This window comes from Vibrio sonorensis, from assembly GCF_001854765.1.
GTDB classification, from domain to species: Bacteria; Pseudomonadota; Gammaproteobacteria; order Enterobacterales; family Vibrionaceae; genus Vibrio; species Vibrio sonorensis.
This window is the reverse complement of record NZ_LJJE01000092.1, coordinates 261,750-287,563: the sequence shown is the minus strand read 5'-3', so window position 1 is coordinate 287,563 and position 25,814 is coordinate 261,750. Positions and strand designations below refer to the sequence as shown.

Genomic DNA, 25,814 nt, shown 5'->3' with positions numbered 1-25,814 from the left:
CATAAATGAACACTTTTGTTATCTCAATATTTTCTAATATAAGAGCAACTATTCAGTTCTTTGGAAATGCAAAAATGGAAATCGCCACCAGCTTAAAACAGACGCCAAGTTCGTACATTAGAGAAATACTCAGTGCAGCTACCTCGCCAGACGTTATCTCTTTGGCCGGAGGCCTGCCTGACGCAGCATCATTTCCAATGGACCTGATTAAAGCGTCGCTAAAAAATATTGCGGATACACCGTCCCTGTTTCAATATGGAGAGACTCGCGGCTATCCACCGCTATTGTCACTGATTAAACGCCAATATCTGCTAGATGAATCTATCGAAGTATTGGCGACAACAGGTTCACAGCAAGCCTTAGACCTGATCGCTCGCGCCTATATCAACTCTAGTGACACTATAGTAATGGAAGCGCCAAGTTACTTAGGGGCACTTCAAGTGTTCAACATGGTACAAGCCGATATCCAAACCGTTGCTCAAACGGAAGACGGTCCAGATCTAACCCAATTGGAACAGATATTTGCAACTAAAAGTCCCAAACTTTTTTACGCAGTACCGGATTTTCACAATCCAACGGGTTTGTGTTGGAGTGAAAACACCCGCCGAAAAGTCGCGCAGTTGTGTTTGCATTACAAGGTGACTTTGGTTGAAGACGCGCCATACAGGCAGCTGCGCTTTAATGGAAATGAACTCCCTATGGTTTCTGAATTTTGCCAAGACTCTGCCATTGTACTGAGATCGTTTTCCAAAGTAGCTTCTCCGGGGATTAGAGTGGGTGTGGTTCACGGACCTAAAGCTTTTGTTCAACCACTGATTCAAGTTAAACAGAGCGCAGATTTGCATTCCAGTGTGCCCATGCAAGCCATGCTCAGTGATCTTCTTAGCGCACCAGAATTCCCTCACCACCTTGAGAAGGTAAAATCCATTTATAGGGAAAGACACAACATCTTGCTCAATGCACTTAGACAGTTCTTGCCAGATTCATTTGATGTTCAGTCAGTAGACGGTGGAATGTTTCTTTGGTTAGACATTCCTAAATGTGACGAGTTTGCATTATGTAAGCGTCTATTAGAACGAGGGGTTGCTGTCGTACCGAGTTCTGTTTTCTACCCCGAACGCAACCAACAGAAATCAGGCTGAGATTAAACTTTACCCACGCCAATAAAGACAAGTTAGTAGAAGCAGCTAAGCGATTGGCGCAAACACTGGCTGACTGCGTCTTGCCTCATGAACTGATACGCTATTGCGCATCAAAATCTAGGTAAGCGGACATGTCTTCTTTGGGCACCATACTCCCTCCGGTTGCCCAAACAACATGTGTCGAATTCTTAAGGGCCTGTTCGCTATATCCTAGCTCCTGTCCCATAGACATGGAGACCAGACTCGGGCCTTTAAATCCCGCAAGTGCAGAGGGTTCTAACTGAATCTGTTCCGTCTGGTTTAACAGGTTGAGCAGTTGCAGCATAGTGTTATCACTTAGGGTATAGAACCCTGATAACATGCCTTGCATCGCTCGGCCAACAAAGCCTGAAGCACGGCCGACCGCAAGTCCATCGGCGATGGTATGGTTGTCGATACCGATATCTTGCACTGATATTTTGTCGTGTAATCCACTGTATACCCCTAGTAGCATACAAGGTGAGTGAGTTGGCTCTGCAAAGATACAATGAAGGTGGTCGCCAAACGCGAGTTTCAAACCAAAGGCCACGCCACCGGGCCCCCCTCCGACACCACAGGGTAAATAGACAAATACCGGATGATCTTGGTCGACTCTTCTACCTTGCTGCTCGAACTGAGCTTTTAGTCGCTCTCCCGCAACAGAGTAACCGAGAAACAGAGTGGTTGAGTTTTCATCATCAATAAAAAAACACCTTGGATCTTTATCGGCTTGACGACGCCCTTGAGCGACAGCTTGTCCGTAATCTGAATCGTATTCAACAACTTGTACGCCGTGACTTCGCAGTTTTTTCTTTTTCCATTCTCGCGCATCTGCCGACATGTGTACGGACACTTTAAAACCCAGCTTTGCAGACATAATCCCGATGGACAAACCTAAGTTACCTGTCGAGCCTACGGCAATCTTGTAGTCAGAAAAAAACTCGCGAAAGCGGCTATCAACCATACAGGCATAATCGTCATCGGGTGAAAGTAGCCCTGCCTGAAAGGCCAGTTGTTCGGCATGAGTCAGCACTTCATAAATCCCGCCCCTCGCTTTAATCGAACCGGATATTGGCAAATGACTATCCAGTTTAACCAGTAGTTCCCCTTGGATTTGATGCCCGAATTTCTTCTCCAAGCCTTGTTTCATCGCTGGTACTTCAACAATTTCAGACTCAATGATCCCACCAGAGACAAAGGTCTCAGGAAACACTCTAGCCAAATAAGGAGCAAATCGAGTTAATCGCTGTTTAGCATCGGCTACATCTTTTTCTGATAAACCAACCTTGGGTAATGCCTGAGCCATTGACGTTAAATGCGAGTTCATCCAACTCAGCTCTTCTAACTGGATTAGCTTGTTTAGTAGTGGGAAATCCGTGACTAAATTTTCTAACTCTCGGCGCGATAACATTCATCTGACCCTTTTGTCTACCAGCCCATTACGACATGCAAGTATTGGCAATATCTTCTGCCAGTTGCTCTGCTAATGCCTTATCCAGCTTAACGGTTGTGATCCTCAAGCCCGATGATTGATGGTCTACATCAAACATATTGCCCGGACGCACCAACCACCCCAGCTTAGACAACTCGTAGGCACAAGCTTGTGCTTCACCTTTAACCGGTACCCAAAGGTTTACGCCTTCCGTCATATAAGAAAGCTTAAATCCTCTGTTATTTAACGCATCAATCAACAAATGCAGACTCTCTTTGCACTCAGTCGCCGCCTTTTTCAATTGTCTTTCAACGGTGTTTGACGCTAATGCCGTCACCACCATAGCCTGCAATACGCGACTTACCCATGTCATTCCTGGCATTAAACGGCTTTGTAGCCTCTCTGTCGTAACCAAGTCAGCGGCAACAAATGCCAACCTAAGATCAGGCCCTAGCCCTTTGGAAACCGAGCGATAAATGGCCCAATGATTGGTATTATCGGGAACGATTGAGTAAAACGGTTGCTCAGACAATAAGGCAAAGTGGTCATCAACTAAAACCAAGACATTGGGGTATTGACTAAGTATTTCTTTAAGCTCTTTGACTCTTTCTTCGCTGTAGCAACACCCCGTTGGATTCTGGGCTCTAGGCGTAAACAGCACTGCCCTCACTCCTTTTTTAAGAGCGGCTTCCAGTTCACTCGTCACCATACCTTGCTCATCAACACACGCCCCGACTGCAGACATACCCGCCAGTCGAATGGCGTTGGATGACCCCAAATAGCACGGGTCTTCAACCAGTATTTTATCCCCCGGTAGTAAATGTGTGACAAGCAATCGTTCCAGTGAGTCAACGGCGCCGCTGGTCAGCGTGATACCAAAAGCATCCGGGCACTGCTTAGAAAACCATTTCACTCCAAAGGTATGGGCTTGCGGCAATATTGGGGATTCACCATAGGCAAACTGTTTAAAGTCACTTGATTGCGCAATATCGTTAAGATCGGGCAACCATTCTCTCTTTAAGTTTCCATCAGCCAAATCGACTAACTGAGTATCAGTAACCCCATCTTGTTGACCTGCTGCTTGTCTGGCCTTGACTCGTGTTCCCAAGCGTCCTTTTGTTTCGGCAAGCCCTGCTTTCACAAGCTTTTGGTATACGCCTGCAACAGTGTTTCTATTGACACCAACTTCTTGTGCTAACTCCCGAACAGGGGGAAGTGCACTGCCTTCAACTAGCTCGCCTGAGGCGATCAGTGAACGAACAGACTCAAACAAATCTTGTCCTGTCTGCCCTTTTATCTTGATTTTCATGTTTGTCCTATGACAATATAACTATCGAACTATGACAATAAATATTTAGCACTATGACAATGATAACACTCTCCCACTGTATTGGCAGTATGAAAAGTGTGCTCTTTGCAAGGCTTCAAATATTTATTCTTTATCAAAAATGCAAAATGGAGTCAGCGATGATGTTTACTGGAGTAAGTGCTTTTCCAATTACCCCTCTTAACAGAGATACCTTTAGTCATAATCACTACGCAAAAATAATTAATAGAGTTGCTGATGCGGGTGTTAACTCTATCTGCGCGATGGGTTCTACTGGACTTTACCCATATCTCAACCATGCTGAAAAACAGAGTGTTATCCAAATTGCCGTTGAACATTCACAAGACATTCCTGTACTTGTGGGAATAGGATCACTGCGCCTCAGAGAGGTTCTAGAGAATGCAGATCAAGCTCAACGTCTTGGTGCGAAAGGTCTGTTACTCGCTCCAATTTCCTATCAGCGTTTATCAGATGACGAAGTGTTTTTTCTATACCAAGAGGTGTCACGTCACACTGACTTGCCCATCTGCGTTTATGACAATCCCGCCGCTACTCACTTTACTTTTAGCGACGAACTTCACTTCGAGATCGCCAAACTAAAAAACATTGCTTCCATCAAGTTTCCGGGAATGGCCTTCGATATCAATGGAGAAGAAAGAGTAGAAACGCTGAGAAAGCAACTTCCTGCATCGGTAAAAATTGGCGTTAGTGGTGATGCATTCGCGGCGAGTGGTATTCAATCTGGTTGTGACGTGTGGTATTCCGTGCTTGCTGGTTTGTTCCCGCGGACCGCTCTGCATCTATATCATCAAGCTAAGCAGTGTACACCGACTCAGGCCATTGCTTTGTCTAAACAATATCAAGACCTCTGGCAATTGTTTGACCAAAACATGGGAGGCATGCGCGTGCTAGCTAGTGCGGCTGAAATACTGGGGTATGCGGAAAGTCCCTGCTTACCAGCGCCTCTTAAGGGCCTTGATTCTCCTTCTATTGCTCAACTAGAAAAGCTTATTGAAACGCTAGAACTCATTTAACCAAGGAACTTATTGATGACAAACAAGGCCTACGATAATTCGGCTCTGGATGGAAATTCGGTGTTTCTAATGCGATTTGCCCTTACCGCCAGTCTGGCCCGCACGACGACAGGTGCTTCTATCGTCGCAGTGCTAGTGCTGGCAGCAGAAAGCGAGCTTTCTGGCATGGTGTTGGGAGGTTTAGCCGCTTGCCTTACCGCACCGCACCTTATCGGTCCCGTTTGGGGGCGGTGGCTGGATAGCGCCAATGACCCTCGGCGACTCATCGCCATCGCAGGTATTGTTTACAGCAGCGCATTGGTATTGGTGTCTCTTCTGTTTCCTATGCTATCGACTTACCTTATCGCAGCGCTACTTATCATATGTGGAGGCTGCGCCCCATTTCTTATGGGAGGGATCAGTGGTCTGCTAAATCAAGCGTTTCAGGGGCAGCCTAACGTTAGACGCAAAGCGCAAGGTTGGGATGTCGCGTGCTATGCAATAGGAACGACTATAGGGCCAATACTCTTTGGGATATTGACCACCTTAGTAAATGCCCAATCTGCACTCGCGTCCATCGCTTTGCTTCCTCTAATCTCTTCCATACTTGTGACGTCCTTTCCTAGCAGTGAGAGCGACGAAAGCAGTGGAAAGGGCAGTGCAACTATTTTTGATGTCGCGAAGACAATCGCGACGAATCCAGCGCTCTGTCGCACTCTCTATTTAACTTCCGCCACGTCCTTTTCACTTGCGGCACTTCCCGTCTGCTCTATTTTCTTGGCCCATACATGGAGTGAAACCCCGGCAGCAGCGGCCAACCTAGTCAGTAGCTATGGTGTAGGAAACTTGCTTGGCTCGCTGTTTCTTATTCGAAAGCCAAGTCAGAAAGCGGCAGACTCTCTGATGTCGCTTAATGCTCTTGCTGTTATCGCTGGTATCGCTTTTGTTTCCGTTTCCAATAGCTACGCTGCTGGACTGATTGCGTACCTCGTCTGCGGAATAGCAAATGCATTTTTCTTCGCTTCGACATTAGCAGCAAGGACAGAATACGCCCCACCGGAAAGTGCTTCTCAAGTGTTTATGTGGATAGCAGCAATAAAAATTGGCGCGGTATCTTTGGGAAGTTTTGTCGCAGGATGGCTTAGCGAGAAAAGTTTAACGCTAACGCTTATGCTCAGCCTTACTATTTTGTTGGTCTCAACCCTATTAAGCGTCTTCCACCGACACCTTAAAACCTGAACTTTTCACCACCGATACAGAGGATCCAGATAATAAGAACCTGCAAATTATTTGAACAACACCTTCAAAACAAACCAGTAAACATCTCGATGCACAATCGTTACACTGATAAACATCTATCACTGCGCGCATCGCTTATTGAGGATAAAAATGGTTAACTCCAACGACACACTTCAAAACCAGAAACACACGTGCCCACTGAATCTTGAAACTCCTGCCCCACTGGAAGATTTGCAGTTAATTATTGCGCAAAACAACCTTTTGTCTTATCGCCAGTCCATTCAAAATATTCAAACCGGACAAATTTTCGGATACGAGTTGCTGGTTCGCGGGCCAGAAAATTCCGAATTGCATCGACCAGACAAGCTGTTCAAAACCGCTGCGGCTTTTGACAAACAAGATGAGTTAGAAAAAGCGTGCCTTAAAGCACATCTTCAAAATGTGTCTCTCTCACCTGAAAAAACCGCATTTACTGTAAACCTTTCACCAAAAATGCTGTTTGATAACGAAGTCCTAGCCTTGCTGTCAGAGTGCGCCTTTGCCCATAGGGTTAAGCTTGAGCTTACTGAACACCTTCCCGTGGATAATTGGAAACCGATACTCGCTAAAATGGATGAACTGAGAAAATATGGCTTCCAGTTTTGGCTAGATGATGTTGGATGTGGATATTTTGATCTAGAGCTTATCGACACAGTAAAACCGGAGGTCGTAAAGCTCTGTATTTCATTAATGAATCGTCTTAGTGCGGGAGATCTTTTTATTGATGAGCTTTCCGCCGTGATCAAAAAAGTACATCAATACGGTGGTTGTGTACTGGCTGAGGGCATTGAAAGAGAACAGCAGCTTATCGTAGTAAAAGAGTTAGGCGTCGACTTCGCCCAAGGATTTTACTTCGACCGACCTACTCCGATGTCATCCATCTTGTAGAGCATTTGGATTCGTACAGTGGTTACATGTTATCACTGTACGTTTCTCGTCGCAGTCCCAGCATCAGATTGTCCTTTTAAGTCAAAAAATCGCTTTCCAAAGTCAATATTTCCTCACCAACTGTTTGTAACCTGACTTCTCAATCACACTATCTAAAGATAATAAGAGGTTCGTTATGAGCAAACACGTTGTTCTCGGTGGATTTGGCCATGTTGGCAGTCATATCGTTAAAAAACTTACTGAAAGGGGCTGTGAGGTTATTAGTGTAAGTAGAAGCCCTCATAATGCACGCTACCCACTTGAGCAAACTATTACTGGTGATATCACCGAAGAAGGTTTTCTGTCCAACTTAGTCAATAACCAAGACAAGGTTTATCTGTGTTGCGCCCCTTCATATCAAAACTGGGATACGGATTTTCTACCTATGATTGAGCGGATATCTCAAGAGCTTAGCGATAAGCATATCGTTCTTGTTTACGCCGACAATCTCTACATGTATGGTCCTCAAACTGGGACATTTTGTGAAAACACTTCACCTTCAACGTTGGGGCCAAAGGGACAAATTAGGTTTGAAGCCTATCATTCATTGGTTGAGAAAAAAGGGAACTGGAACATCGTCACATGCAGAGCGGCTGATTTTTACGGACCTGGGGTTCATCAAGCCTTGATGGGTGAACTTGTTTTTAAATCTGCTCTCGAAGGAAAAAGTGCCATCTATCTAGGTTCACTTTCCTCAGTCCATAGCTTTACCTACATCGAAGATTTCGCGCAAGCTATGATTACCCTGGCTGAAGACAAACGAGCCTATGGAGGCATTTGGCATGTCCCAATGCGATGCCAATCAGTCCTAAAGCCTTCATTGACGAAGTATTTAAACAAGTGGGTATTAAATCAAAAATCAAAAACATATCAGGTTGGAAAGAGACAGCATTAAGCCTCGTTATACCCTCAATACGCGCCGTCCAAGAAACTAGATATCAAAGAGACATGCCGTTTATCGTTGAACATGCAAAATACGTAGAAACCTTTGGTGATCACTCCACACCAATGGATGAAGCCATTGCCAACACACTCAACTATTTCATCTCTCTCACCTCAGAAGTTCGTCCGTCAAATCAGGAGAGAGAACAATGAAACTAGCGCTATTTACACTGATGTTTACAGTCTTGTTATCTACTCTCGACTTCGTGATGATGATACCAATTGGCCCTCAGATCGCCATTGAGCTTGGGCTAGAAGTAGAGAAGTCAGCTCTACTTATCACCGCGTATCCCATTTTCGCTGCTATCGCGGGCGTATTACTCGCCCCATATGCCGATAAATTTGGGCGAAAGACTATTTTGATTATGTTATTGCTAACATTAAGTTTTTCCGCTTTTGGCACAGCCTCTTCCGATAGCTATTTCAGTATATTGATTTGCAGAGCAGTAGCAGGACTATCTGGTGGCATTCTAATGCCTACGCTATCGCCTATGCCGGTGACGCTTGGTCGGGTAAAAGGCAAACTCAAGCCATTACTTGGATTTTGCTGTCTATTCCTCTAGCGTCGACAGCTGGCGTGCCGCTAGCCGCATGGGGTTCTCAAACTTTAGGTTGGGTAACTGTATTTAACCTTGTAGGCTTGGTTAGTTTATCTCTGGCACTTATCTCCATGTTACTGCCACATTTAAGGCCAACCAGCCAACGATATTCATCCTTACAGCAATTGAAGCAGTTTTTCTCTTTGTGGTCAGTTCTAGAACTTAGGCAGCTGTTTATCATTGAGTTTTTACTCGTTTCTATTACCTATAGTTTGGTTCCTCACCTGGGTGCATGGCTCACACTCAATTTTTCAATGACAACAGCAGATATTGGTGCTGCAATGCTTATCGGTGGGTGTGGAGCCATCATTGGAAATTTGACCGCTGGGTTCTTTGTAAGACGAGGAGCGCGAGTAGCCCCTATTGCGTTGGGCTCTTTGCTACTCGCCTTTTCGATTAGCATAGCGGTTACTGAATGGTTACCCGCAATGTTTATTACGTGTTTGCTCTTTGCCATTATGGCTGGCGATGCAGGGCGTTACCCTTCCGTGCAAGTACTGCTCAATGAAAATTCAGACCAAGCAAAGCGAGGCAGAGTACTTTTAATGAATATTGTGGTCACTAACATTGCGATGGCATTTGGCGGCGTCTGGAGTGCACCATTCGTAGAAGAAGCGAACGGAAAACTTTATGGCCTTCACAGTGTTACTCTAGGCATTGCCATTCTTACATCATTGGTGCTTTTCTTACTCTTTCGCTTTAAGCAGAGCCATCGTTCTCAAGAAACAGTGCAAATACTACAAAACTAGTTTTTGTTGAAAACTTCAGTTTTCCTTTCTCGATACAGACGAGGTGTACAACCAAACCATTTTTTGAATGCACGGTTAAATGCACTTTGTTCAGAGTACCCGAGCAAAAACGTCACTTCTATAAGAGACATCTTCTGGCTGAGATATTCCTTAGCCAGTTGCTTGCGCACTGTGTCAAGTTGTTCTCTGTATTGTGTGTTTCTTTTGTTCAGTTCGCGCTGAAGACTTTTGCCACTCATTCCAAGTCGATTGGCAACACCTTCAATTGTGAATTCACCTTTTTCCAACTGTTGCTTAATAACGCGTTGGACGTTAGCAATCCAAGAGGAGGTTTTTGGGAGTTCGCCAAGCAGTTGCTCAGCGTGCTGAGACAAAAAGTGATGGATTCCCGTATCGTTGTTGAGTGAGATATCTAGCACTTCTGGATACAGCGATATTGCGTTAAAGGGCGCATCAAACTCAAGGTCGCATTTAAAGAAATTACGATAGTGTTCTAAGCAATCTGGTTTGGGATAAATAAAGGACACTCTCTCGACTGGACTAGTTTTAAAGCCTTCACCGAGACGCGACAACATGATGTATGCCGTCGCAATGCTTGCTTCGATCATAGAGTGAGGAATATCGCGGCCAATTGTTTGAAAGTCATGAATGAGAAGGGCACCCTTTTTGTCCTCTTTCAACGTTAAGTGGTTAACATTAGAGAGTAATTTATAGTAACGAGCCGCATTCTCAATAGCGCTTCGTATAGTCTCACTGTTGAGCGAAATATACCCTGCGATACTGTATCGCTCTGAACTTCTTTCGGCGAGCTTCAAACCCAAACTGTCGATATAAGTATCGCCGTGATCATATAAAGAGCAAATCGTATCGACGTCACTAAATTCCTCGGGGTTGAGCGTATCAACTACTTTCGCATGGAGTTGATGAGAGCACCCAGCCTCTACTAAAAAGTCATTGACGAACTGTATTGTTGCATTGGAAATGTAATACATTTTGGTGCTGTAGTTCACATCATAATCATTCGCAGGGAAGAGCGATGGTAACGCGATCAACTCATATAGTAAAAATATGTCGCCTTGTATTGCGATGTATAAGCCTATCTCTGCGTTTAACTATGGTCTCCGAGAAATAGAGTGCCGATATTGGTTGATGTATAAGTACCGGTGTTGAGCATTATTCTTGTTTAACCCGTTTCTAAAAATTATCGCTACCGAGGCGTGCCTGTCTTGCTTGTGCGATAGTACATCCCGTTTCTTCCATTAACTGATGTAAGGTGATGCCGTCATTCTCAGCGATAAGTCGAGCGAGCTTGGTTTCTAACGGTACAAGCAGATCCCGATTCGCTTCCAGTACTGGTGCGACTTTGTCGATAACAAATCGAAAACCCGACGCATCGAGTTTAGCTAGTTCTGACTGAACACTATCGATGTCTATCAGTTTTCCCTTTAACGTCCAATTTCGAGAACGTCGAACCCGTTTAACTTGGCACTGATATTGAAGAGCTATCGCTTTTAAGTCTTTAGCTTTATCGCCACCAACTCGGTGTATCAATGAAGGTAAAGCCACGGTAAATAGGGTTTCGGACATTACTGACCATCTAGAATAGGAAACAGTAACTGTTCGCCAATCAGGCTTTCAATCATTGCTTCGCCTTCTGGCCAGTCACCATAGCCAGCATCGGTGTGAAAATGGCTAGCGCCTTTTTTAACAACAATATCACTGCCCCATTGCTCTGCCGTTTCTTTACTGCGAGAAAGTGACATATGTTCATCGTTGTCACTACACACGATTAGGGATTTAAATGGCAGCTTTTGTGTCGCCATTGGTCGTTGCACTTGGATTTCTGAAATGGCTTTCTCTGCGTCGATATCTGCTGGGGCAACAAGCAGCGCCGCTTTAACTCGGCTGCTATCGTGCTTTTCTGCCCACTGAGCGATAACATTGGCACCACAGCTATGACCAACAAGAACAATATCTCCTTCTATAGAAGAGATACAATGCTCCAAACCGGCAATCCATTCTTCCCGCTTCGGACACTCCCAATCCTTTTGTTCCACTCGAACAATATTCTGGTATTTGCGTTCAATAAACGTCATCCAGTGTTCTGGCCCTGCGTTGGTATAACCGGGAGAGAGAATAATTGTAGCCACTTCATATCCTTAGTTGTTGAGATACCCAAATTCGGATTACGTTATACCATGTCAGTAGTACAACGACCACAATGCCGCTAGCCTTTAAAGCCACTGTAAGTCTTTGTAGGGTAGATCTTTGAGTTGATCCAGCCGTGTTTGCAGACTGCCAACATGTATTTCAAGCTTGTGCCCATCAGGGTCTAGAATGTAAATGGATTCTCCCTCACTGGAGTTTACTTTCCACTCTTTAACAGAGTGACGGTCAAGCCTCTCTTTCATTTTTAAAAAGTCAGCTTTCTCCACGTCAAAAGCAATGTGCGTATAGTCCTTCGCTGGATTTGGGTCATCTATAGAAAGACAAAACCACTGCTCCCCTACCGTAAGATAAGCACCAGCCGCCCACCTAACGTGGCCTGTCATTCCCAAGACGTTTTGATAGAAATGCAGTGACGCGTCTAAATCGCTGACCGCGATGGTGATATGGTTGATCCCTTTTAACACTTTCCATGTTTCCTAAGCCAAGATTGTTGGTCGCTAATTTTATCAAAAAGCAAGATATAGAGATAATGTTAAAAAGCCTATCGGCAAAGATAGGCTTAAAGTTGCTGACAATTGATTACATCTTAGACAAAGTAAAACTGTCACCTAAGTCGTGTACCTGATAACCCGCTTCGACGATTTTATCTCGTAACTCATCGGCTTTAGCAAAGTGACGCTCTTTCTTCATTTGCAAGCGTTCGTCCGCCAGCTTCACAATATGTTGTGGAATTTTCTCTTCCAACTCTTCTTTGTCCAGTTCCAAACCGAATACCTGATCGAACCACAATAAGGTCGCTTTTTTATTCGCCGGCGCCACGTCACTGTCCAACAGTTTCCAAACCAGCGACAAAGCTTTCGGCATGTTTAAGTCTCGGTTAATGTGCTCAAAAAACTGCTTAACAAAACCATCGTCACGCTTACCTCCATCGGGTAACAAAGCGATCTTTTTCTTTAATCTTCGAAGCGCAGTCTGAGCACCGCTCACCCCCTCCCAAGTAAAATTTAGGTGGCTGCGATAATGACTGGTCAGAGTCAAATATCGGTAGGCGAGAGGGTTGTAGCCTCTTTCCAGCACACTGTCCAAACGCATAGAAACACCGGATTTAGATATCTTCTCTTTGTTGAGTTGTAAAAAGTATCCATGCATCCAATAGTTAGCTTGAATAGTGCCATTCTTCGCCTCACATTGAGCGATTTCATTGGTATGGTGAACGGGTATGTGGTCTTCGCCCCCCAAATGAATATCAAAGGTCTTACCCAAATATTTTTCCGCCATAGCTGAGCACTCTATATGCCAACCGGGAAAGCCCACCCCCCAAGGACTAGGCCACTCCATTTGCCTCTTAGTAGAGCCGCTAAACTTCCACAAAGCAAAGTCTGTTGGGTTTCTTTTCTCTGCCATAGCTACGCGAATACCCGCTTCTAGTCCCGCTTTATCTAATAGAGCGAGCTTTCCGTAATCAGGCAGTTTTTCAGTATCAAAATAAATACCGTCAGGCGTTTTATAGGTGAATCCTTTCTCTTCCAACTCAAGGATAAATTCGATTTGCTCTTGGATGTGTTCTGTCGCTCGGCATACAACAGTCGGGTGTTTAATATTGAGTTTTTTAAGGTCTTTGAAAAAGGCTTTTTCGAAATAGAGCGCAATTTCCCAAGCCGATTTGTTGAGTTTTCGCGAACCTTTCTCCATTTTATCTTCGCCAGTATCTCCGTCGGACACCAAGTGACCCACATCGGTAATATTCATTACATGTGTGACATCGTACCCATTCATTTCAAGCACTCGCCTTAGAGTATCCACTAGGATATATGTGCGAAGATTTCCAATATGGGCATAGTCGTAAACCGTTGGCCCACAAGCGTAGAATCCAACTTTGTTTTCCTCTATGGATACAAAGTCAGACAGGGTTCTTCCAAGTGTATTAAAAAACTGCAATCTCGCTTGTGTCATTTTATTTTCCTTTAAAACGAAAAAAGGCCGTAGATGTCATCATCTACGGCCCTAGAAACTCAGGTATACGCGCTATTTAAAAACTGTCAGGTACACTAGCGCCGCCGTAGATCCGAAGACAACAGCAACAACAAGTTGAGTTAAGAGTAAAAATAACGCTTTTCATATCGTCCACCATAAGTGAGCACTGTATAAAAAGCAACCCCACAACAAATTTAACCGCGATCTTCTATCTTATCGGGTTTGAGTTAACAGGCACGTCTGGCTCAATGTTGACTTCTATAGGTGAAAGGTGGGAGGGGATACCACTACCCCTCACCCAAGTTTGCTTGCCATGTAAAACATTCAGACATGCTCGTATCCATTCGCCGTGAGAAACGACTATCAAAGTTTGGCTGTTGTATTGAGATAGATCGGACAAAAAACTGCCAATGCGCTGTTCAAAACTGACTTCTGATTCCTCGCCAAATGAGCCTCCAAGCAGCGGCTTAGAATAACGTTGGTGATATTGTTCCCACTGTTTTTCTAAATTCGGAACTCGGTCTATCACTTCACCGTCTAACACGCCAAAGTGCCTTTCTCTCAACCGCTTATCAAGGTGTACCGGTAGCGACCGCGCATTAGCTATTAAATTGGTCGTTTCTACTGCTCTACCGAGATCGCTACTTATTATTTGTGCAGGTGAACTGACTGGCAATTGAAGCAACGCCGCTTCTTTTTTACTAGAAGAAGTAAGGCCGCTATCTAGCCAACCGTGGAGCCGTTTTTCAATGTTCCAGTGTGTTTGTCCATGACGAACAAAGATAAGTTTTAACGGACTACTCATTGGTTTCGTAAACTTGTTGTAAGGCCAATTCCAACTGTTGCCATTGCCACTCATGCTCAGGTAGCCCAAACCTTAGTGCATTACCTTCATCACAAAGGCGGGTTAACACCTTTGCACGGCAAAGTAACTCATGCACCCTTGGAGCGTTGTCGACATAAGCCGTAACAAAGAGACTAGAAGCTGATAACTGACATGCCAACGTATCACTTAACAGGCGTTCAAGTCGCTGGCCAGTTTGCAATATCTTTTCTCTTGTTTGGCTTTGCCAAACACTATCTTGCATTGCGGTTTTAACCACAAAGCGAGACGGCCCAGTTACCGTCCAAGGACCTTGGTACTCGGCAATTTTCGACAATACATTCGGAGATGAGAAAACAAAGCCCGTTCGCACTCCAGCTAATCCAAAGAACTTCCCAACGGATCGCAATACCACCAAACTAGACAGGTTTTGTACCTTGTTAAGAACCGAGCGTTCTGGAGTGCAATCCATAAAAGCTTCATCAAGGATCAGAAACCCTCCTTTGCGGTTCATTTGGTCACGTAGGTTCACCAAAGATTCTGCAGCAGTATCGACACCAGTGGGATTGTTGGGATTGATTACTAAGACCACATCACTTGCATCAATATCTGATTGGGTAGGGAAATCATCGTAAAAGATACACCGCCACGAACCACCGTCTACCGAAAACTCTTGCCACGCATGTTGATGCTCTTTATAACCAACACGAGGTAGCGCTATGGTTCCACACTTTCCTAGCGCTTGGGTGATCACTTTGGGTAACAGCATGATCGCCGCTTGGGATCCCGCGACAGCGATTGGTTCAATGGTAGAGTTATAGTAGCTTGGGCCGTTCTTTCCAATCCATCGTTGACCTCGGGTAAGCGATTCCATATTTCTGAAGGTATCTCTGGTGCTGGATAGGTAAACGGACTCACCCCTGTAGATAAATCAACCCACTCTTTCGCTGTACCACCGTACTCTTCTATGGCGCGAAGAAGCTTTCCTCCGTGTTCCAATGCCATTAAAAACTCCAACCTAACAAGGTAATTAACCAGATATAACTCAACCCAAAACTCCCCTTAGAGACTAGCGCATTTGCTTTAGGTATTACTTGCCAATTTGCTGGCTCGCCCATCCCCATTGGTTTTTTATCTTTGAGGACACCATCGTAGTAGGTAGGCCCACCAATTCTAACCCCAAGAGCCCCTGCACCAGTCGTCATAACCACACCACCATTTGGACTACTGCATTCATGGGCTTGGTTTTTCCAGCAGGTTAACCCATCCATAAAGCGCCCTTGAAAAGCGTATACAATCGCTGTCAGCCGAGCCGGAAACCACCCTAAAAAATCATCGGCTTTGGCCGACATATAGCCAAATTTTAAATAGCGCTGATTTTTGTATCCCCACATGGCATCCAAGGTATTTGCTAACCGAAACAAAACCGCGCCCGGCGCTCCTAATAGAACGAACCACAACAGTGGAGCAAAAACCGCATCATTGCCATTTTCCAGCACAGATTCTATCGCCGAAGAGGTTATCTCTTTCTCATTCATCGTTTCGGTATTTCGACTTACGATCATTGACACGGCAACACGAGCGTTATCTAGGTCTCCTTGTGACAGAGGACGATAAATGTTGTCCGCATGTTCTATTAAGCTGCGTCCGCCAATGGAGAGATACAAAACAATGCAATTGATCAGAAATGCCAATAGCGGAGAGACCTGAAGTGCAACCTCGACAATAACAAATGTCGCAAATGTCAAAGGAACAACAGCCAGTAGCCAAGCGAGAACACCTTGAGACTTTTCGTTCAAACTCTTACAACCGCGAAGTACTTTTTCTAGTGTGTTGGCAAGCTGACCAAATCCAATCAGTGGATGATACTTACTTGGTTCTCCTAGCAAGCGATCGAGCCAAAGAGCCGCTATTATCGCGACGGATCCAATTAGCAGTTCAGAATTTAGATTGTCCATCGTTGTTTACTGTCTTCCCTAGCAATAGACGCCTAGGATAGTGGTGCTAGCGAATAATTGGAATACCCGCTAACGTCTAAAATTCCGTACTAACAAACTAGTTCACGAAAACAAATACTCTTGTTTAAGCTCCTGATCACACAAAGCAAATAGGGTTTTAGGTATAAATGGGCAGTTAAGCTCATTGACTAGGATGTAAATAATGAAAAACTCGTTCCAACACCCAATGCCAAATAGCGATGGTTACTTTGGTGAATATGGCGGCAGCTTTATCCCGCCTGAGCTAGAAAAGATAATGAAAGAGATTAATGCTGCCTATGAAGAGTGCAGCCAGGATCTAGAATTCAAAACTGAACTTGCTCGTTTGTACAAGCACTTTGTAGGCCGCCCTAGCCCCATCTTTCACGCTGAAAACCTTTCCAAAAAATATGGCGTCGACATCTATCTAAAGCGCGAAGATCTCAACCATACGGGTGCACATAAGATTAACCATTGCTTGGGCGAAGCCATACTTGCCAAGAAAATGGGAAAAACTAAATTGATCGCAGAAACCGGCGCTGGTCAACATGGCGTTGCACTTGCTACCGCTGCTGCACTGGTTGGCTTAGAGTGTGATATTTACATGGGTGAAGTCGACATTGCAAAAGAACACCCAAATGTCGTGCGCATGCGAATTTTAGGGGCGAACGTCATTCCAGCGACACACGGACGCAAAACATTAAAAGAAGCAGTAGACGCCGCATTTGAGGCTTACCTAAAAGATCCTCACACACAACTTTACGCTATCGGCTCCGTCGTTGGCCCTCACCCTTTCCCTAAAATGGTACGAGATTTTCAATCAATTATTGGCAACGAAGCTCGTGTTCAGTTTAAAGAGATGACAGGCGAACTCCCTCATAACCTAGTCGCGTGTGTGGGAGGCGGGTCGAATGCTATGGGTTTGTTCAGCGCATTCTTGGAAGATAAAGACGTTGCTATTCACGGAGTAGAACCCGCAGGTCGAACACTTGAAGAAGCAGGAGAGCACGCTGCCACCTTGACACTTGGAGAGCCTGGCGTCATGCATGGGTTTAAGTCTTACATGCTAAAAGACGAGCAAGGCGAACCTCAAGAAGTGTACTCGGTTGCCAGTGGTTTGGACTACCCATCCGTTGGACCACAACACAGTTACCTAAAAGACGCGGGTAGAGTGAGCTACGGTACCGTCACTGATAAAGAAGCCATTGATGCCTTCTTCGAACTATCTCGGGAAGAAGGGATTATTCCTGCTATCGAATCGTCCCACGCGGTGGCCTATGCATTAAAACTTGCTAAGCAGGGTTTAAAAGGAAATGTTCTTATCAACCTTTCTGGTCGCGGTGACAAAGACATTGATTTTGTCGTTGAAAATTATGGCGCTGATTACGGCATCGAATCCTTGCTTTAAATAGAACTTAAGCCGTCATTCAACTGGCGGCTTTTTCTATCTTATTTGCCTACATTGCCTTTTCAAACTCTAGAATATCCGAGTCTTTACAAGCTGGTTTTTGTTCAAAACCCAACTTGCTTAAAACCGCGGCACTCCTACCATTCCAATGGTGTACACCAGCCCATAATTTGCCTTTAAAGCCCGACTCAATCAGGTGGTTTATTAAAGCGTTACACATTTGAGTGGCGATTCCCTTTCCCCAAAGTTGCGGATCTATCCAATATGCCACAGCGCTATGCTCAGTTTGAGGAATCAACGACACTTGCCCAACGACCTGCTGATCAGGGTTTCGACATAGCCAAACAAAACCCTGACCACGTTTCCAATCGTCTGCTCGATCGCTACACCACTGAATCGCATCCTGCTCACTAGCCAACTTTCCCAATGGTAGCTGTTTGGGGAAATCAGGGTGCTTACTGCCTTGTATAAGTGAACACCATCGGGTGCACAAATGGGGTCAAACTGTAAGCCGAGATGCGAAAATGATTGTGCAAAATTCAACTTAATCTCCCAAATCTATTTAAAGTTGTTTTAAAGATTAAGCCTGTATCTAAACAGACAGTCAAGCCAACATATTGATTAAACACGAATTCTTGGGTCTAGCCATGCATAAACAATGTCAATAAACAGGTTACACAAGATAAAAATCACGGTCATCATCAGGGTAAAGCACTGAATCACTGGATAGTCGTTGTAACTGATGGCACTTAAAACATATCGACCAATTCCCGGCCAAGCAAAAATGTTTTCCACAACCAACGCGCCACCAATTAGCTCACCAATGTGCATACCTACCGCTGTCACCACGGGTAATAAGCTGTTTCTCAGAATATGACTTCGTTCGACCCTTTTTTCTGGGATCCCGCGAATACGAGCATATCGCACATATCGCTGCCCTTGTATTTCCAACATGCTCGCGCGCAGTAAACGAGCATTAATACACAAAGACATAAACGCGATAGCAAAGCCGGGTAGGAGCATATGGCTTAGCCCGCCATACCCCATCGCAGGGAGCCAACTGAGCTGCACCGCAAAGAGAAAAACAAGAATAAAAGCCAGCCAAAAATTAGGAATAGACACACCAATAAAAGCCAATCCTCGAATGGTGAAATCAGGCCATTTATCCCGATAGCGAGCAGCCCATACAGCTAACGGTACCGATAGTGCTACGGTAATAATCAATGCGAATGCGGATAACTTTAAGGTTGCTGGTAAAAAGTGCAAAACATCTTCCCAAACAGGACGTCCTGTCATGTAAGACTGACCAAAATCCAACTGGAAAGCACTGGTTAGCCAATGGGTATATTGCTCCCATACGGGTTTATCCAGACCAAGATGACGCTCGGCCATCGCAATGGAGTCGGTAGTCAAAGGAATGTTGCTGCGCGCAAGTAAGCTAACGCAGGTTCAGTACCACTAAACCTCAAAAAGAAAAAGATAAACAGAGAAACAGCAAAAACCAATGGAGGAAGCATCAACAAACGCTTGATAATATAACTACGCATATGAGTTAACCTTGCTGCAAGCAAACAATCGCAAACAAAGGTAACGACTCGTGGTAACCCAATCTACGGTATTTCGAACAACATTAAGTCGATTCACCAACGCTTGTTTTTTAAGCCCAAAATCAGATACCCCGTGCCCATTACAACCACAATAACCACGGTGAAGCTCTAAGACTTTTACCATAGTGCTTGGGATAGCAATACGAGCGGTGCATCCACTTTCGGTGAAACCCGTTAAAGAACCAAAAATCATTTAATATTAGTATGTTATATCATATCGATTGGCGTGATTATCGATACTTATTCGTGGTGTGTCAACACAAATGCGAGCTATTCCTATTTGATAACTCAACAAGGCTAGGTTTTTGTTTTATTGAAGTTTTTTAGTAACCCAAGCCTAATGCCTCAGTTTGAGAACACACGCCCGTTAGATGTGAATCTGGGTACTTCCAAAACTTAGAAATACCCAGAGTTTAGTGTTTAGCGGAGTAAACTTCTCTGCCCAATGGATTGGTAACCAAAGGGTGAGGATTACCTAATTAGCAATTTTCATCTCCTCGAACGGAACGTAATAGGTCATATGCGCCATATCAAAATCGGCCACCCGCTTACCCGAAATAGCCACCGAACCAGAAAACGAGATCGGCAAATAAACGGCTTTTTCGTGCAGTTCAGTTAATACGATCTTATAGTTTTCTCTTCGAACATCATCATCCGGCGTTAGTAGCGCTTCGGTTATCAGCTCATCAATGTAAGATTTATTTTCTAAGCCTTGCTGAGCCTCATAATCCGCATTATTTTTTCGCGTCATGCCACTCATAAATACATGCGGTTCATAGGGAACACCCCAAGTGCGGTTAAATACTAGGTCAAACTCTCCTTTATTTTGCAAAGAAAAGAACACAGACCTTTCTTGGGCAACTAAATTAATCTTAATACCAATTTTATCCAAAGAGTTTTGAACGTACTCGGCAATAGATTTCATTACGGCATCTTTGCCGTTATATAGAAGACCAAACTCTAGAGTAACGTCACCTTTAGATCTCACACCACTTTTATCGTCCAAAATCCATCCGGATTTATTCAGCAATTGCTTCGCCGTTTCAATATCAAATGCATAAGGCTCTAGTGGTATATCGGCATAAGGTACCGTTTTAGAAAATAACGTATCTGCCGTTGTATAAACCCCGTTAAGTACTAATTTGTTAAAGCTGTCTTTATCCACTGCGTGGTTAATTGCTTTCCTAACAGCTATATCATTCAGCCCAGGACGAGTTGTATTAAATGTAATGGTTCTGGTCGCAAATGGCGTGGAGAGTTTAACGTCGTAATCCGGATTACTTTGCAAACGTTTAAAAGTATCTGGGTATACTTGTCCCGGCTTACCGTACAGCAAATCAACCTCACCAGTTTCTAATGCTAGTGCTCTGGTATTCGGATCACCGATAATTTTAACGATCACTTTTTGAATATCAGGCTTGTTACCCCAGTAGTTTTCGTTTCTAACAAAAGTATCTTGAGCACCTAACTCCGTTGACTCCAATACCCAGGGCCCGGTGCCGATTGGTGATTTAATGCCGTCACCCGTATTACCACTCTCTGGAATTTGAGAAGGGGCGATAAAACGTATTGGACGAATCAAGGTAAGCTCTTGTAAAGCCTGAAAATAGCTGTCTTTAAAGTAAATCTTTACCGTAAAATCATCCACAACTTCAGTGCTTTTTAGCATCTTCATGATCTGAAGCCATTTCAGTTTTTCGGCATTTTTAAGCAAAGCATCAAAATTAGCTTTAACAGCAAGTGCATCAAACCTTTCACCATTCGAGAACGTGACATCTTCCCTCAAGTGGAAAGTGTATTCTGTCGCATCCTGATTGATCGACCAACTCTTTGCCAACCAAGGCTCAATTTTTCCTTCCTTGCCATACTTTACCAAGGATTCGTAAATCATAGCTTGGGCATACATTTGGTTTGGAATAGTTTGATGAGGGTTAAGCGGTCCGGCATTCTTTTCCCAAGCAAACGTTAAAGTTTTATCACTAACTTCTGTAGTATCACACCCAGAAACTAGCAGTAAAATAAATAAAGAAAATATCATATTTTTCACTTTCCGATTCTCCACATAATGACTCTCCGATCGAATAACATAATCTATTACAAGCTTAAAAATCAGAGATTAAACTACTCTCTAACTTTTAAAAAATCAGATCAATATCATTAATGATAATCATTTACAACACGAAAAACCTATTTAGTACTAATGACTTAGGTGGAATTTAGTAAATATCCATGTCATAAATCCACGAATCACCGCTAATTACAAATAAATCATTAAAGGGATTGCTGAACAATACAATTATATTATTTAATATAAATAATATATTTAAAAATCATACAAAAACCAAACTTCACAAATTTAAAATACAAACTAAAAGTCCATAGAAATAATATATTTGGACTTTAAAAACCAAAATAAAATCAAAATACAAAAAAATAGAGGCACAAAAAACATAGTGTTAAGAACAGCAATAGTACGAGAAAAAAAACCTGAAAACAGAAAGGCTAGGACTGAATAGCCTAGCCTTGAAAAGGGGTATAACTTTACATACCAAAGCACAGTCTTTACGGTATTATGCATTAGGTATTTTGAGGGAATTAGCTAAACGATTATGCACGCTTATCAATAATCGCCCGTTAAAAGCAGACAAGGCAGCCGAGTAAATCCCCTTCTCTATTATCTCTATTTTAGTGGGTCGTTGTCTGGCAACGCATTGTGGACCCAAAGCGCCAGCCTGTGCTTGATGCTTGCGCCATCAAGTTTGCTTTCAGGTAACGGCGTTATCTGTTTAGCGTCGACCAAAAATAGATAAATTGCTTTGACTCTTAAAGGCTGTGGCGACTGAGGGAGATCAAAGCCTTGCATCTTTGCCATTTTACCGCCAATTTCCAGTGCCTTCTTAATCAGTTTATCTTCATTGCGTAGCTTAGATGTTTTTGACATCGATAGAATCCTCTTTTGTCTTTAAATCAGAGTACATTAAGTGTCACCGATAGCATGTTAATAAGCTCTCAATTTGATAAATTACACAACGACATCTTGCGGTGGATTAAAAGGCCATGTCCCTTATGTTTCGCTTTTATTTCCTTTTTTCTATTTCATCTTTTTCAGCAACTTCACACTACTCAAAGTCTTGATTGATATACGGCAATAGTCCGAATCTACATGTAAGTTCCTGCATCGACAAAACCCCGCAGTCCTAACATCATTTGATGAAAGAATATCCCCACATATCGTACATTGATAACTCAAATCTTTCCCGACTGGGTACCCTTCCGATTCATCAAATTCGACTTCAGAGTATTTCATCTATTTTCAACCTTATTAATATTAGAGGCCTGAATAACCAACAAATCAGTAGACACTTTTTAACTTGATTTCATATTGCTTTTCATACTCTACTGGTAACGATTGATTATTGGAACCAAGTCGGCGTTTAATGCTGTAGAACATCTCATATGTTCGAAGATGTCCCTACGAGCCTCTTCTCTCGTGGTATAGAGCTTCCGCTTAGGGTTATAAAGGGGTCAGTCGTAAAGGGGTTAGGCCCGTATTACTTGCTTTTACTTGGATGCTTTAACTTTATCGACGAAAATACTTGTTGACGATGGCTTCGTGGGTACCATTTTCTTTTATATTGCGAAGTGCCTCGCGGTACTGTTCAACAAGATCATCTGGTGTGGAGAGTTGAAAAGCCATATGCTGCCCTTGTGGAAGTTCATCTAAAGTATAAACAATGCGCAGTTTCTCATCTAGGTTTTCATCTTGCTCCAGTAGAATCTGGTAAGCGAGTAACAAAGATATAGACCACAGATCGATTCGTCCTTTTTTCAACTTTTTGTAGTTACTGCTATTGGAATTTTCAGAAAAAAGATGCTTTTCCAAATACAACCCACGCGCCACGAGATATTTCTCACGAAAGGAACCTCGATGAGTACCAATGGTATAATTTTTAAGATCTTGGAAAGATTCAATATCAATATCTTCCCGCCCTTTTAAAGCCAATAGAACTGGTGGGCTGGAAAACACTTCTCCTACCCATTTAAATTGAGGACTGCGCTCAGCGGTTTTTGCCATCGTACAAATCATGGTGTATGGACTCGTTAAGCCCAACTTGTATACTCTATTCCAAGGATAGATCTCTATTGGGTTCTGTTTTCCCATGTCATCGAGCATGGACTGTACCATTTCAACCACAACCCCTTTAGGTTCGCCGTTTTCTTGCCATGAAAAAGGATACATTTCATCTTCACACAAAATCCTTACTTCAGCGCTGTAACTGAGAGGAGATAGCATAATAGAAACAAGTAGTATTACTCCAACCAGTCTGTTCATTTTTGGTCCTTTACTTAATATAAACAGACACTTAAACCTAAACATACTGTTTTAGCGTCTTATTACTCAATCGGAATTCAACTTCAACATGCACTACAAACAGTATAGTTGTTAGGGAAATAAAAGGGGTTACAACTTCCGGCTGTGTTTTTTGCTTGTCACTCTAACTCCTGTTCAAGCTTCAATCTCATCTATAGATCTATTCCCCATGCATGAACCAATACTTGAAAACGATTTGAGTACTCTTTTAACCAAGTAAGGTAGGCTTTCATGTCCTCTTCTGTGGCGAAGATAACCTGACGGTTATTCCCTCGTTGAATTACATGCTCGCAGACTCCTGCGACTGATAATCTCGGTTTTCTTGGCATAACAGTTCCCTTCTATTTCTGCCCCCAAGACTAAAAACTATTTAAAACGGCTCTGACCCCTTTTATTCTTTACTCTTTTACCCAATTAGGCTCTATATCACCATACCCTTCTATGTAGAAAATCATTGTTTTTTGAAAATAACCATAAAAATGACTATATTTTACTGTAACCTCTTTACCAATGTAATTTATCTTATCTTCAACATAGTCCTTACATAGTTTATCTTTAGGCGGAAGTGCAAATTTTCTGTAGAAATCGCCATTATTAACTAAAAGTTGCAATCCAATATCACTCTTACCATAAACTATGCATTTGGCATCTACAATAACCCCATTAAACTCTACATTATTTCTACTGCATATATATAAATTAGAGATAACTAAAATCAGAATAAAAAATATAATAAAATCTTTACTTTTTTTCATCATAACCTTTTAAATAGCTTTTATTCTTCATATTCTACAATTGGCTCATCAAATGAAAGAACTTCTACTATGTCATTTGGAGTGAAAAATAAATAATGTTTGATACTTCCTGAAATATGTGTCGAATAACTTTATTCGTTAAACCAAGATATGTATTCAGAAGAAGAAAGAATATATAAAGACCATTTCATTTGCCCTGAAGTTTAATTTAAAAACTTCAACCTATCTCCTTCATCCGTATTACGATAAGACAAAGTAGAATCAAACTTAACATATAACACAGGTGCATCGGTTTCACCGACCAACCTCAGACAGAGTCCATGCCCACTATCAGACAGTTCTGATAGATACAATTTATCGGGAATTCCTGAAATTGGCTCCCATTTTTCTAATTTTTCAATACTCATAACTACTAAACATCAATCCTCATATCGAGCAGTAAAAGAGAGTAAAAGGGGTCAGAGCCGTTTTAATCTTCTGTTATTTTCTTCTTCCAACCCAACTTCCGGCCGCGCTTTTTACTTTCCGCTCTCACACCTGTTAAAGCTTCAATTTCATCGATAAATTTATCACTGCCAAGAGCGACACCTTTATTTGTTGCCTCTACTATGCCTAACACTACTTTGGGGGCTACTTGCGCTTTGAACAAGGCACGATAATTTGATTGCCTCTCTTCGAGTGTTCTCCCTAGCTCTAAATAGCGTTGATGAGGCGTGACCAACGTACTTCCTTCTCCATAAGCATTACATTGGTGACTGCTCCAGTTGTAATCATCTGGATACGTGACCATGTTCGCTCTGACAGGGTTCATTTCTATATATCGATAAAGTTCAAACAGATAAGTATCACTCTCTACCAAACATGAACGATACCTCCCTTCCCACAAGGTGCCCGTTCTTTGATAAGTGCGATTAAAGTACATCACATACATGCGTCCTAGAGACTGCATCATTTTCGATATACTCTCTGGTGAAGATGGTGTGCAGAGTAAATGCACATGGTTGGTCATGAGCACCCATACATGAATCGATACTTGAAAACGATTTGAGTACTCTTTTAACCACGTAAGGTAGGCTTTCATGTCCTCTTCAGTGGCGAAAATAACCTGACGGTTGTTCCCTCGTTGAATTACATGCTCGCAGACTCCTGCGACTGATAATCTCGGTTTTCTTGGCATAACAATTCCCTTCTATTTCTGCCCCCCCAAGACTAAAAACTATTTAAAACGGCTCTGACCCCTTTTATTTGCCTTTTATTCGCTTTTATTCGTTTTATTCGCTTTTTACTTTTTATTGTCAATTTC

26 protein-coding genes and 3 pseudogenes are annotated in these 25,814 nt (G+C 43.1%); 8 read left to right on the top strand and 21 right to left on the bottom strand.

What is annotated here, in order from left to right:
* Positions 1-74 precede the first annotated feature (74 nt).
* Positions 75-1,267: pseudogene (locus BLO31_RS17155) on the top strand (aminotransferase-like domain-containing protein).
* Here the strand turns inward: BLO31_RS17155 and dsdA are convergent.
* Complete coding sequence (dsdA, locus tag BLO31_RS17150; protein WP_070969496.1) at positions 1,243-2,571, bottom strand: D-serine ammonia-lyase; 1,329 nt, start codon at positions 2,569-2,571, stop codon at positions 1,243-1,245. The pseudogene BLO31_RS17155 and the gene dsdA sit on opposite strands and share 25 nt — an antisense overlap.
* Before the next feature lie 28 nt (positions 2,572-2,599).
* Entirely contained in the window at positions 2,600-3,901 is a 1,302-nt protein-coding gene (locus BLO31_RS17145; protein WP_070969492.1) for an aminotransferase class I/II-fold pyridoxal phosphate-dependent enzyme, read from the bottom strand.
* A 158-nt stretch (positions 3,902-4,059) separates the two neighbouring features.
* Between BLO31_RS17145 and BLO31_RS17140 the strand changes: the two genes are divergently transcribed.
* The 6 genes and pseudogenes from BLO31_RS17140 (at position 4,060) to BLO31_RS17115 (ending at position 9,427) form a co-directional block, all read left to right on the top strand.
* Positions 4,060-4,953, top strand: a complete 894-nt coding sequence (locus BLO31_RS17140; protein ID WP_139159042.1) for a dihydrodipicolinate synthase family protein — start codon at positions 4,060-4,062, stop codon at positions 4,951-4,953.
* Between the two features lie 15 nt (positions 4,954-4,968).
* A complete protein-coding gene (locus BLO31_RS17135; protein ID WP_084659898.1) occupies positions 4,969-6,171 on the top strand; it encodes an MFS transporter in 1,203 nt (400 codons plus the stop codon).
* 150 nt (positions 6,172-6,321) lie between these two features.
* Positions 6,322-7,098 carry an EAL domain-containing protein gene (locus BLO31_RS17130; RefSeq protein ID WP_070969489.1) on the top strand — a complete coding sequence of 259 codons (777 nt, stop codon included), beginning with the start codon at positions 6,322-6,324 and terminating at the stop codon, positions 7,096-7,098.
* A gap of 175 nt (positions 7,099-7,273) precedes the next feature.
* Complete coding sequence (locus tag BLO31_RS17125) at positions 7,274-8,032, top strand: NAD-dependent epimerase/dehydratase family protein (RefSeq protein WP_070969485.1); 759 nt, start codon at positions 7,274-7,276, stop codon at positions 8,030-8,032.
* A 53-nt stretch (positions 8,033-8,085) separates the two neighbouring features.
* A complete protein-coding gene (locus BLO31_RS23920) occupies positions 8,086-8,232 on the top strand; it encodes a hypothetical protein (RefSeq protein ID WP_175443247.1) in 147 nt (48 codons plus the stop codon).
* A pseudogene (locus BLO31_RS17115) lies at positions 8,229-9,427 on the top strand (MFS transporter). The gene BLO31_RS23920 and the pseudogene BLO31_RS17115 overlap by 4 nt, the downstream one beginning before the upstream one ends.
* On the opposite strand, the gene BLO31_RS17110 reads toward BLO31_RS17115, so the two are convergent.
* From BLO31_RS17110 to cbiB, 9 genes are all read right to left on the bottom strand, one after another.
* Complete coding sequence (locus BLO31_RS17110; protein WP_139159040.1) at positions 9,424-10,437, bottom strand: AraC family transcriptional regulator; 1,014 nt, start codon at positions 10,435-10,437, stop codon at positions 9,424-9,426. The pseudogene BLO31_RS17115 and the gene BLO31_RS17110 overlap by 4 nt on opposite strands.
* A gap of 184 nt (positions 10,438-10,621) precedes the next feature.
* Positions 10,622-11,014, bottom strand: a complete 393-nt coding sequence (locus BLO31_RS17105; protein ID WP_070969474.1) for a ribosome recycling factor family protein — start codon at positions 11,012-11,014, stop codon at positions 10,622-10,624.
* Positions 11,014-11,577: an RBBP9/YdeN family alpha/beta hydrolase gene (locus BLO31_RS17100; protein WP_084659895.1), complete on the bottom strand. Its 564-nt coding sequence runs from the start codon at positions 11,575-11,577 to the stop codon at positions 11,014-11,016. Before BLO31_RS17100 ends, BLO31_RS17105 begins: the two co-directional genes overlap by 1 nt.
* 84 nt (positions 11,578-11,661) lie before the next feature.
* Positions 11,662-12,060, bottom strand: a complete 399-nt coding sequence (gene fos, locus BLO31_RS17095) for a fosfomycin resistance glutathione transferase (RefSeq protein ID WP_070969471.1) — start codon at positions 12,058-12,060, stop codon at positions 11,662-11,664.
* A 115-nt stretch (positions 12,061-12,175) separates the two neighbouring features.
* A complete protein-coding gene (cysS, locus tag BLO31_RS17090) occupies positions 12,176-13,549 on the bottom strand; it encodes a cysteine--tRNA ligase (RefSeq protein WP_070969468.1) in 1,374 nt (457 codons plus the stop codon).
* Positions 13,550-13,778: 229 nt separating this feature from the next.
* Complete coding sequence (locus BLO31_RS17085) at positions 13,779-14,375, bottom strand: histidine phosphatase family protein (RefSeq protein WP_070969465.1); 597 nt, start codon at positions 14,373-14,375, stop codon at positions 13,779-13,781.
* Positions 14,368-15,162 carry an aminotransferase class I/II-fold pyridoxal phosphate-dependent enzyme gene (locus BLO31_RS17080; protein ID WP_175443246.1) on the bottom strand — a complete coding sequence of 265 codons (795 nt, stop codon included), beginning with the start codon at positions 15,160-15,162 and terminating at the stop codon, positions 14,368-14,370. Before BLO31_RS17080 ends, BLO31_RS17085 begins: the two co-directional genes overlap by 8 nt.
* Positions 15,144-15,398 carry a hypothetical protein gene (locus BLO31_RS23915; RefSeq protein ID WP_175443245.1) on the bottom strand — a complete coding sequence of 85 codons (255 nt, stop codon included), beginning with the start codon at positions 15,396-15,398 and terminating at the stop codon, positions 15,144-15,146. Before BLO31_RS23915 ends, BLO31_RS17080 begins: the two co-directional genes overlap by 19 nt.
* Entirely contained in the window at positions 15,398-16,351 is a 954-nt protein-coding gene (gene cbiB / locus BLO31_RS17075; protein WP_070969462.1) for an adenosylcobinamide-phosphate synthase CbiB, read from the bottom strand. Before cbiB ends, BLO31_RS23915 begins: the two co-directional genes overlap by 1 nt.
* A gap of 202 nt (positions 16,352-16,553) precedes the next feature.
* Here cbiB and trpB point away from each other — a divergent pair, with 202 nt between their 5' ends.
* On the top strand, positions 16,554-17,777 hold the full coding sequence (gene trpB, locus BLO31_RS17070; RefSeq protein WP_070969459.1) for a tryptophan synthase subunit beta: 1,224 nt from the start codon (positions 16,554-16,556) through the stop codon (positions 17,775-17,777).
* Positions 17,778-17,826: 49 nt separating this feature from the next.
* Here trpB and BLO31_RS17065 read toward each other — a convergent pair whose 3' ends face one another.
* The 10 genes and pseudogenes from BLO31_RS17065 to BLO31_RS24615 all read right to left on the bottom strand — a co-directional run bounded on the left by BLO31_RS17065 (position 17,827) and on the right by BLO31_RS24615 (position 25,688).
* Positions 17,827-18,204 carry a GNAT family N-acetyltransferase gene (locus BLO31_RS17065; protein WP_175443244.1) on the bottom strand — a complete coding sequence of 126 codons (378 nt, stop codon included), beginning with the start codon at positions 18,202-18,204 and terminating at the stop codon, positions 17,827-17,829.
* Positions 18,205-18,398: 194 nt separating this feature from the next.
* Positions 18,399-19,190 (bottom strand): nickel ABC transporter permease subunit NikB, encoded by a 792-nt coding sequence (nikB, locus tag BLO31_RS17060; protein ID WP_217495134.1) that lies wholly within the window; start codon positions 19,188-19,190, stop codon positions 18,399-18,401.
* Complete coding sequence (locus tag BLO31_RS24095; protein ID WP_217495133.1) at positions 19,187-19,324, bottom strand: hypothetical protein; 138 nt, start codon at positions 19,322-19,324, stop codon at positions 19,187-19,189. The genes nikB and BLO31_RS24095 overlap by 4 nt, the downstream gene beginning before the upstream one ends.
* A gap of 535 nt (positions 19,325-19,859) precedes the next feature.
* Positions 19,860-21,422 (bottom strand): nickel ABC transporter substrate-binding protein, encoded by a 1,563-nt coding sequence (nikA, locus tag BLO31_RS17050; protein ID WP_070969452.1) that lies wholly within the window; start codon positions 21,420-21,422, stop codon positions 19,860-19,862.
* 642 nt (positions 21,423-22,064) lie between these two features.
* Positions 22,065-22,325 carry a DUF5062 family protein gene (locus BLO31_RS17045; RefSeq protein WP_070969449.1) on the bottom strand — a complete coding sequence of 87 codons (261 nt, stop codon included), beginning with the start codon at positions 22,323-22,325 and terminating at the stop codon, positions 22,065-22,067.
* 411 nt (positions 22,326-22,736) lie between these two features.
* Positions 22,737-22,894, bottom strand: a pseudogene (locus BLO31_RS25245) (IS3 family transposase); the annotation flags it as partial.
* 70 nt (positions 22,895-22,964) lie between these two features.
* Positions 22,965-23,717 carry a substrate-binding periplasmic protein gene (locus BLO31_RS17040; protein ID WP_070969446.1) on the bottom strand — a complete coding sequence of 251 codons (753 nt, stop codon included), beginning with the start codon at positions 23,715-23,717 and terminating at the stop codon, positions 22,965-22,967.
* A 191-nt stretch (positions 23,718-23,908) separates the two neighbouring features.
* The gene (locus BLO31_RS23910) at positions 23,909-24,085 is read right to left on the bottom strand and encodes a hypothetical protein (protein ID WP_175443243.1); all 177 of its coding nucleotides are present in this window, start codon (positions 24,083-24,085) and stop codon (positions 23,909-23,911) included.
* A gap of 69 nt (positions 24,086-24,154) precedes the next feature.
* Positions 24,155-24,514: a hypothetical protein gene (locus tag BLO31_RS17035; protein ID WP_070969442.1), complete on the bottom strand. Its 360-nt coding sequence runs from the start codon at positions 24,512-24,514 to the stop codon at positions 24,155-24,157.
* A gap of 466 nt (positions 24,515-24,980) precedes the next feature.
* Complete coding sequence (locus BLO31_RS24615) at positions 24,981-25,688, bottom strand: transposase (protein ID WP_070969439.1); 708 nt, start codon at positions 25,686-25,688, stop codon at positions 24,981-24,983.
* Positions 25,689-25,814: the final 126 nt, after the last annotated feature.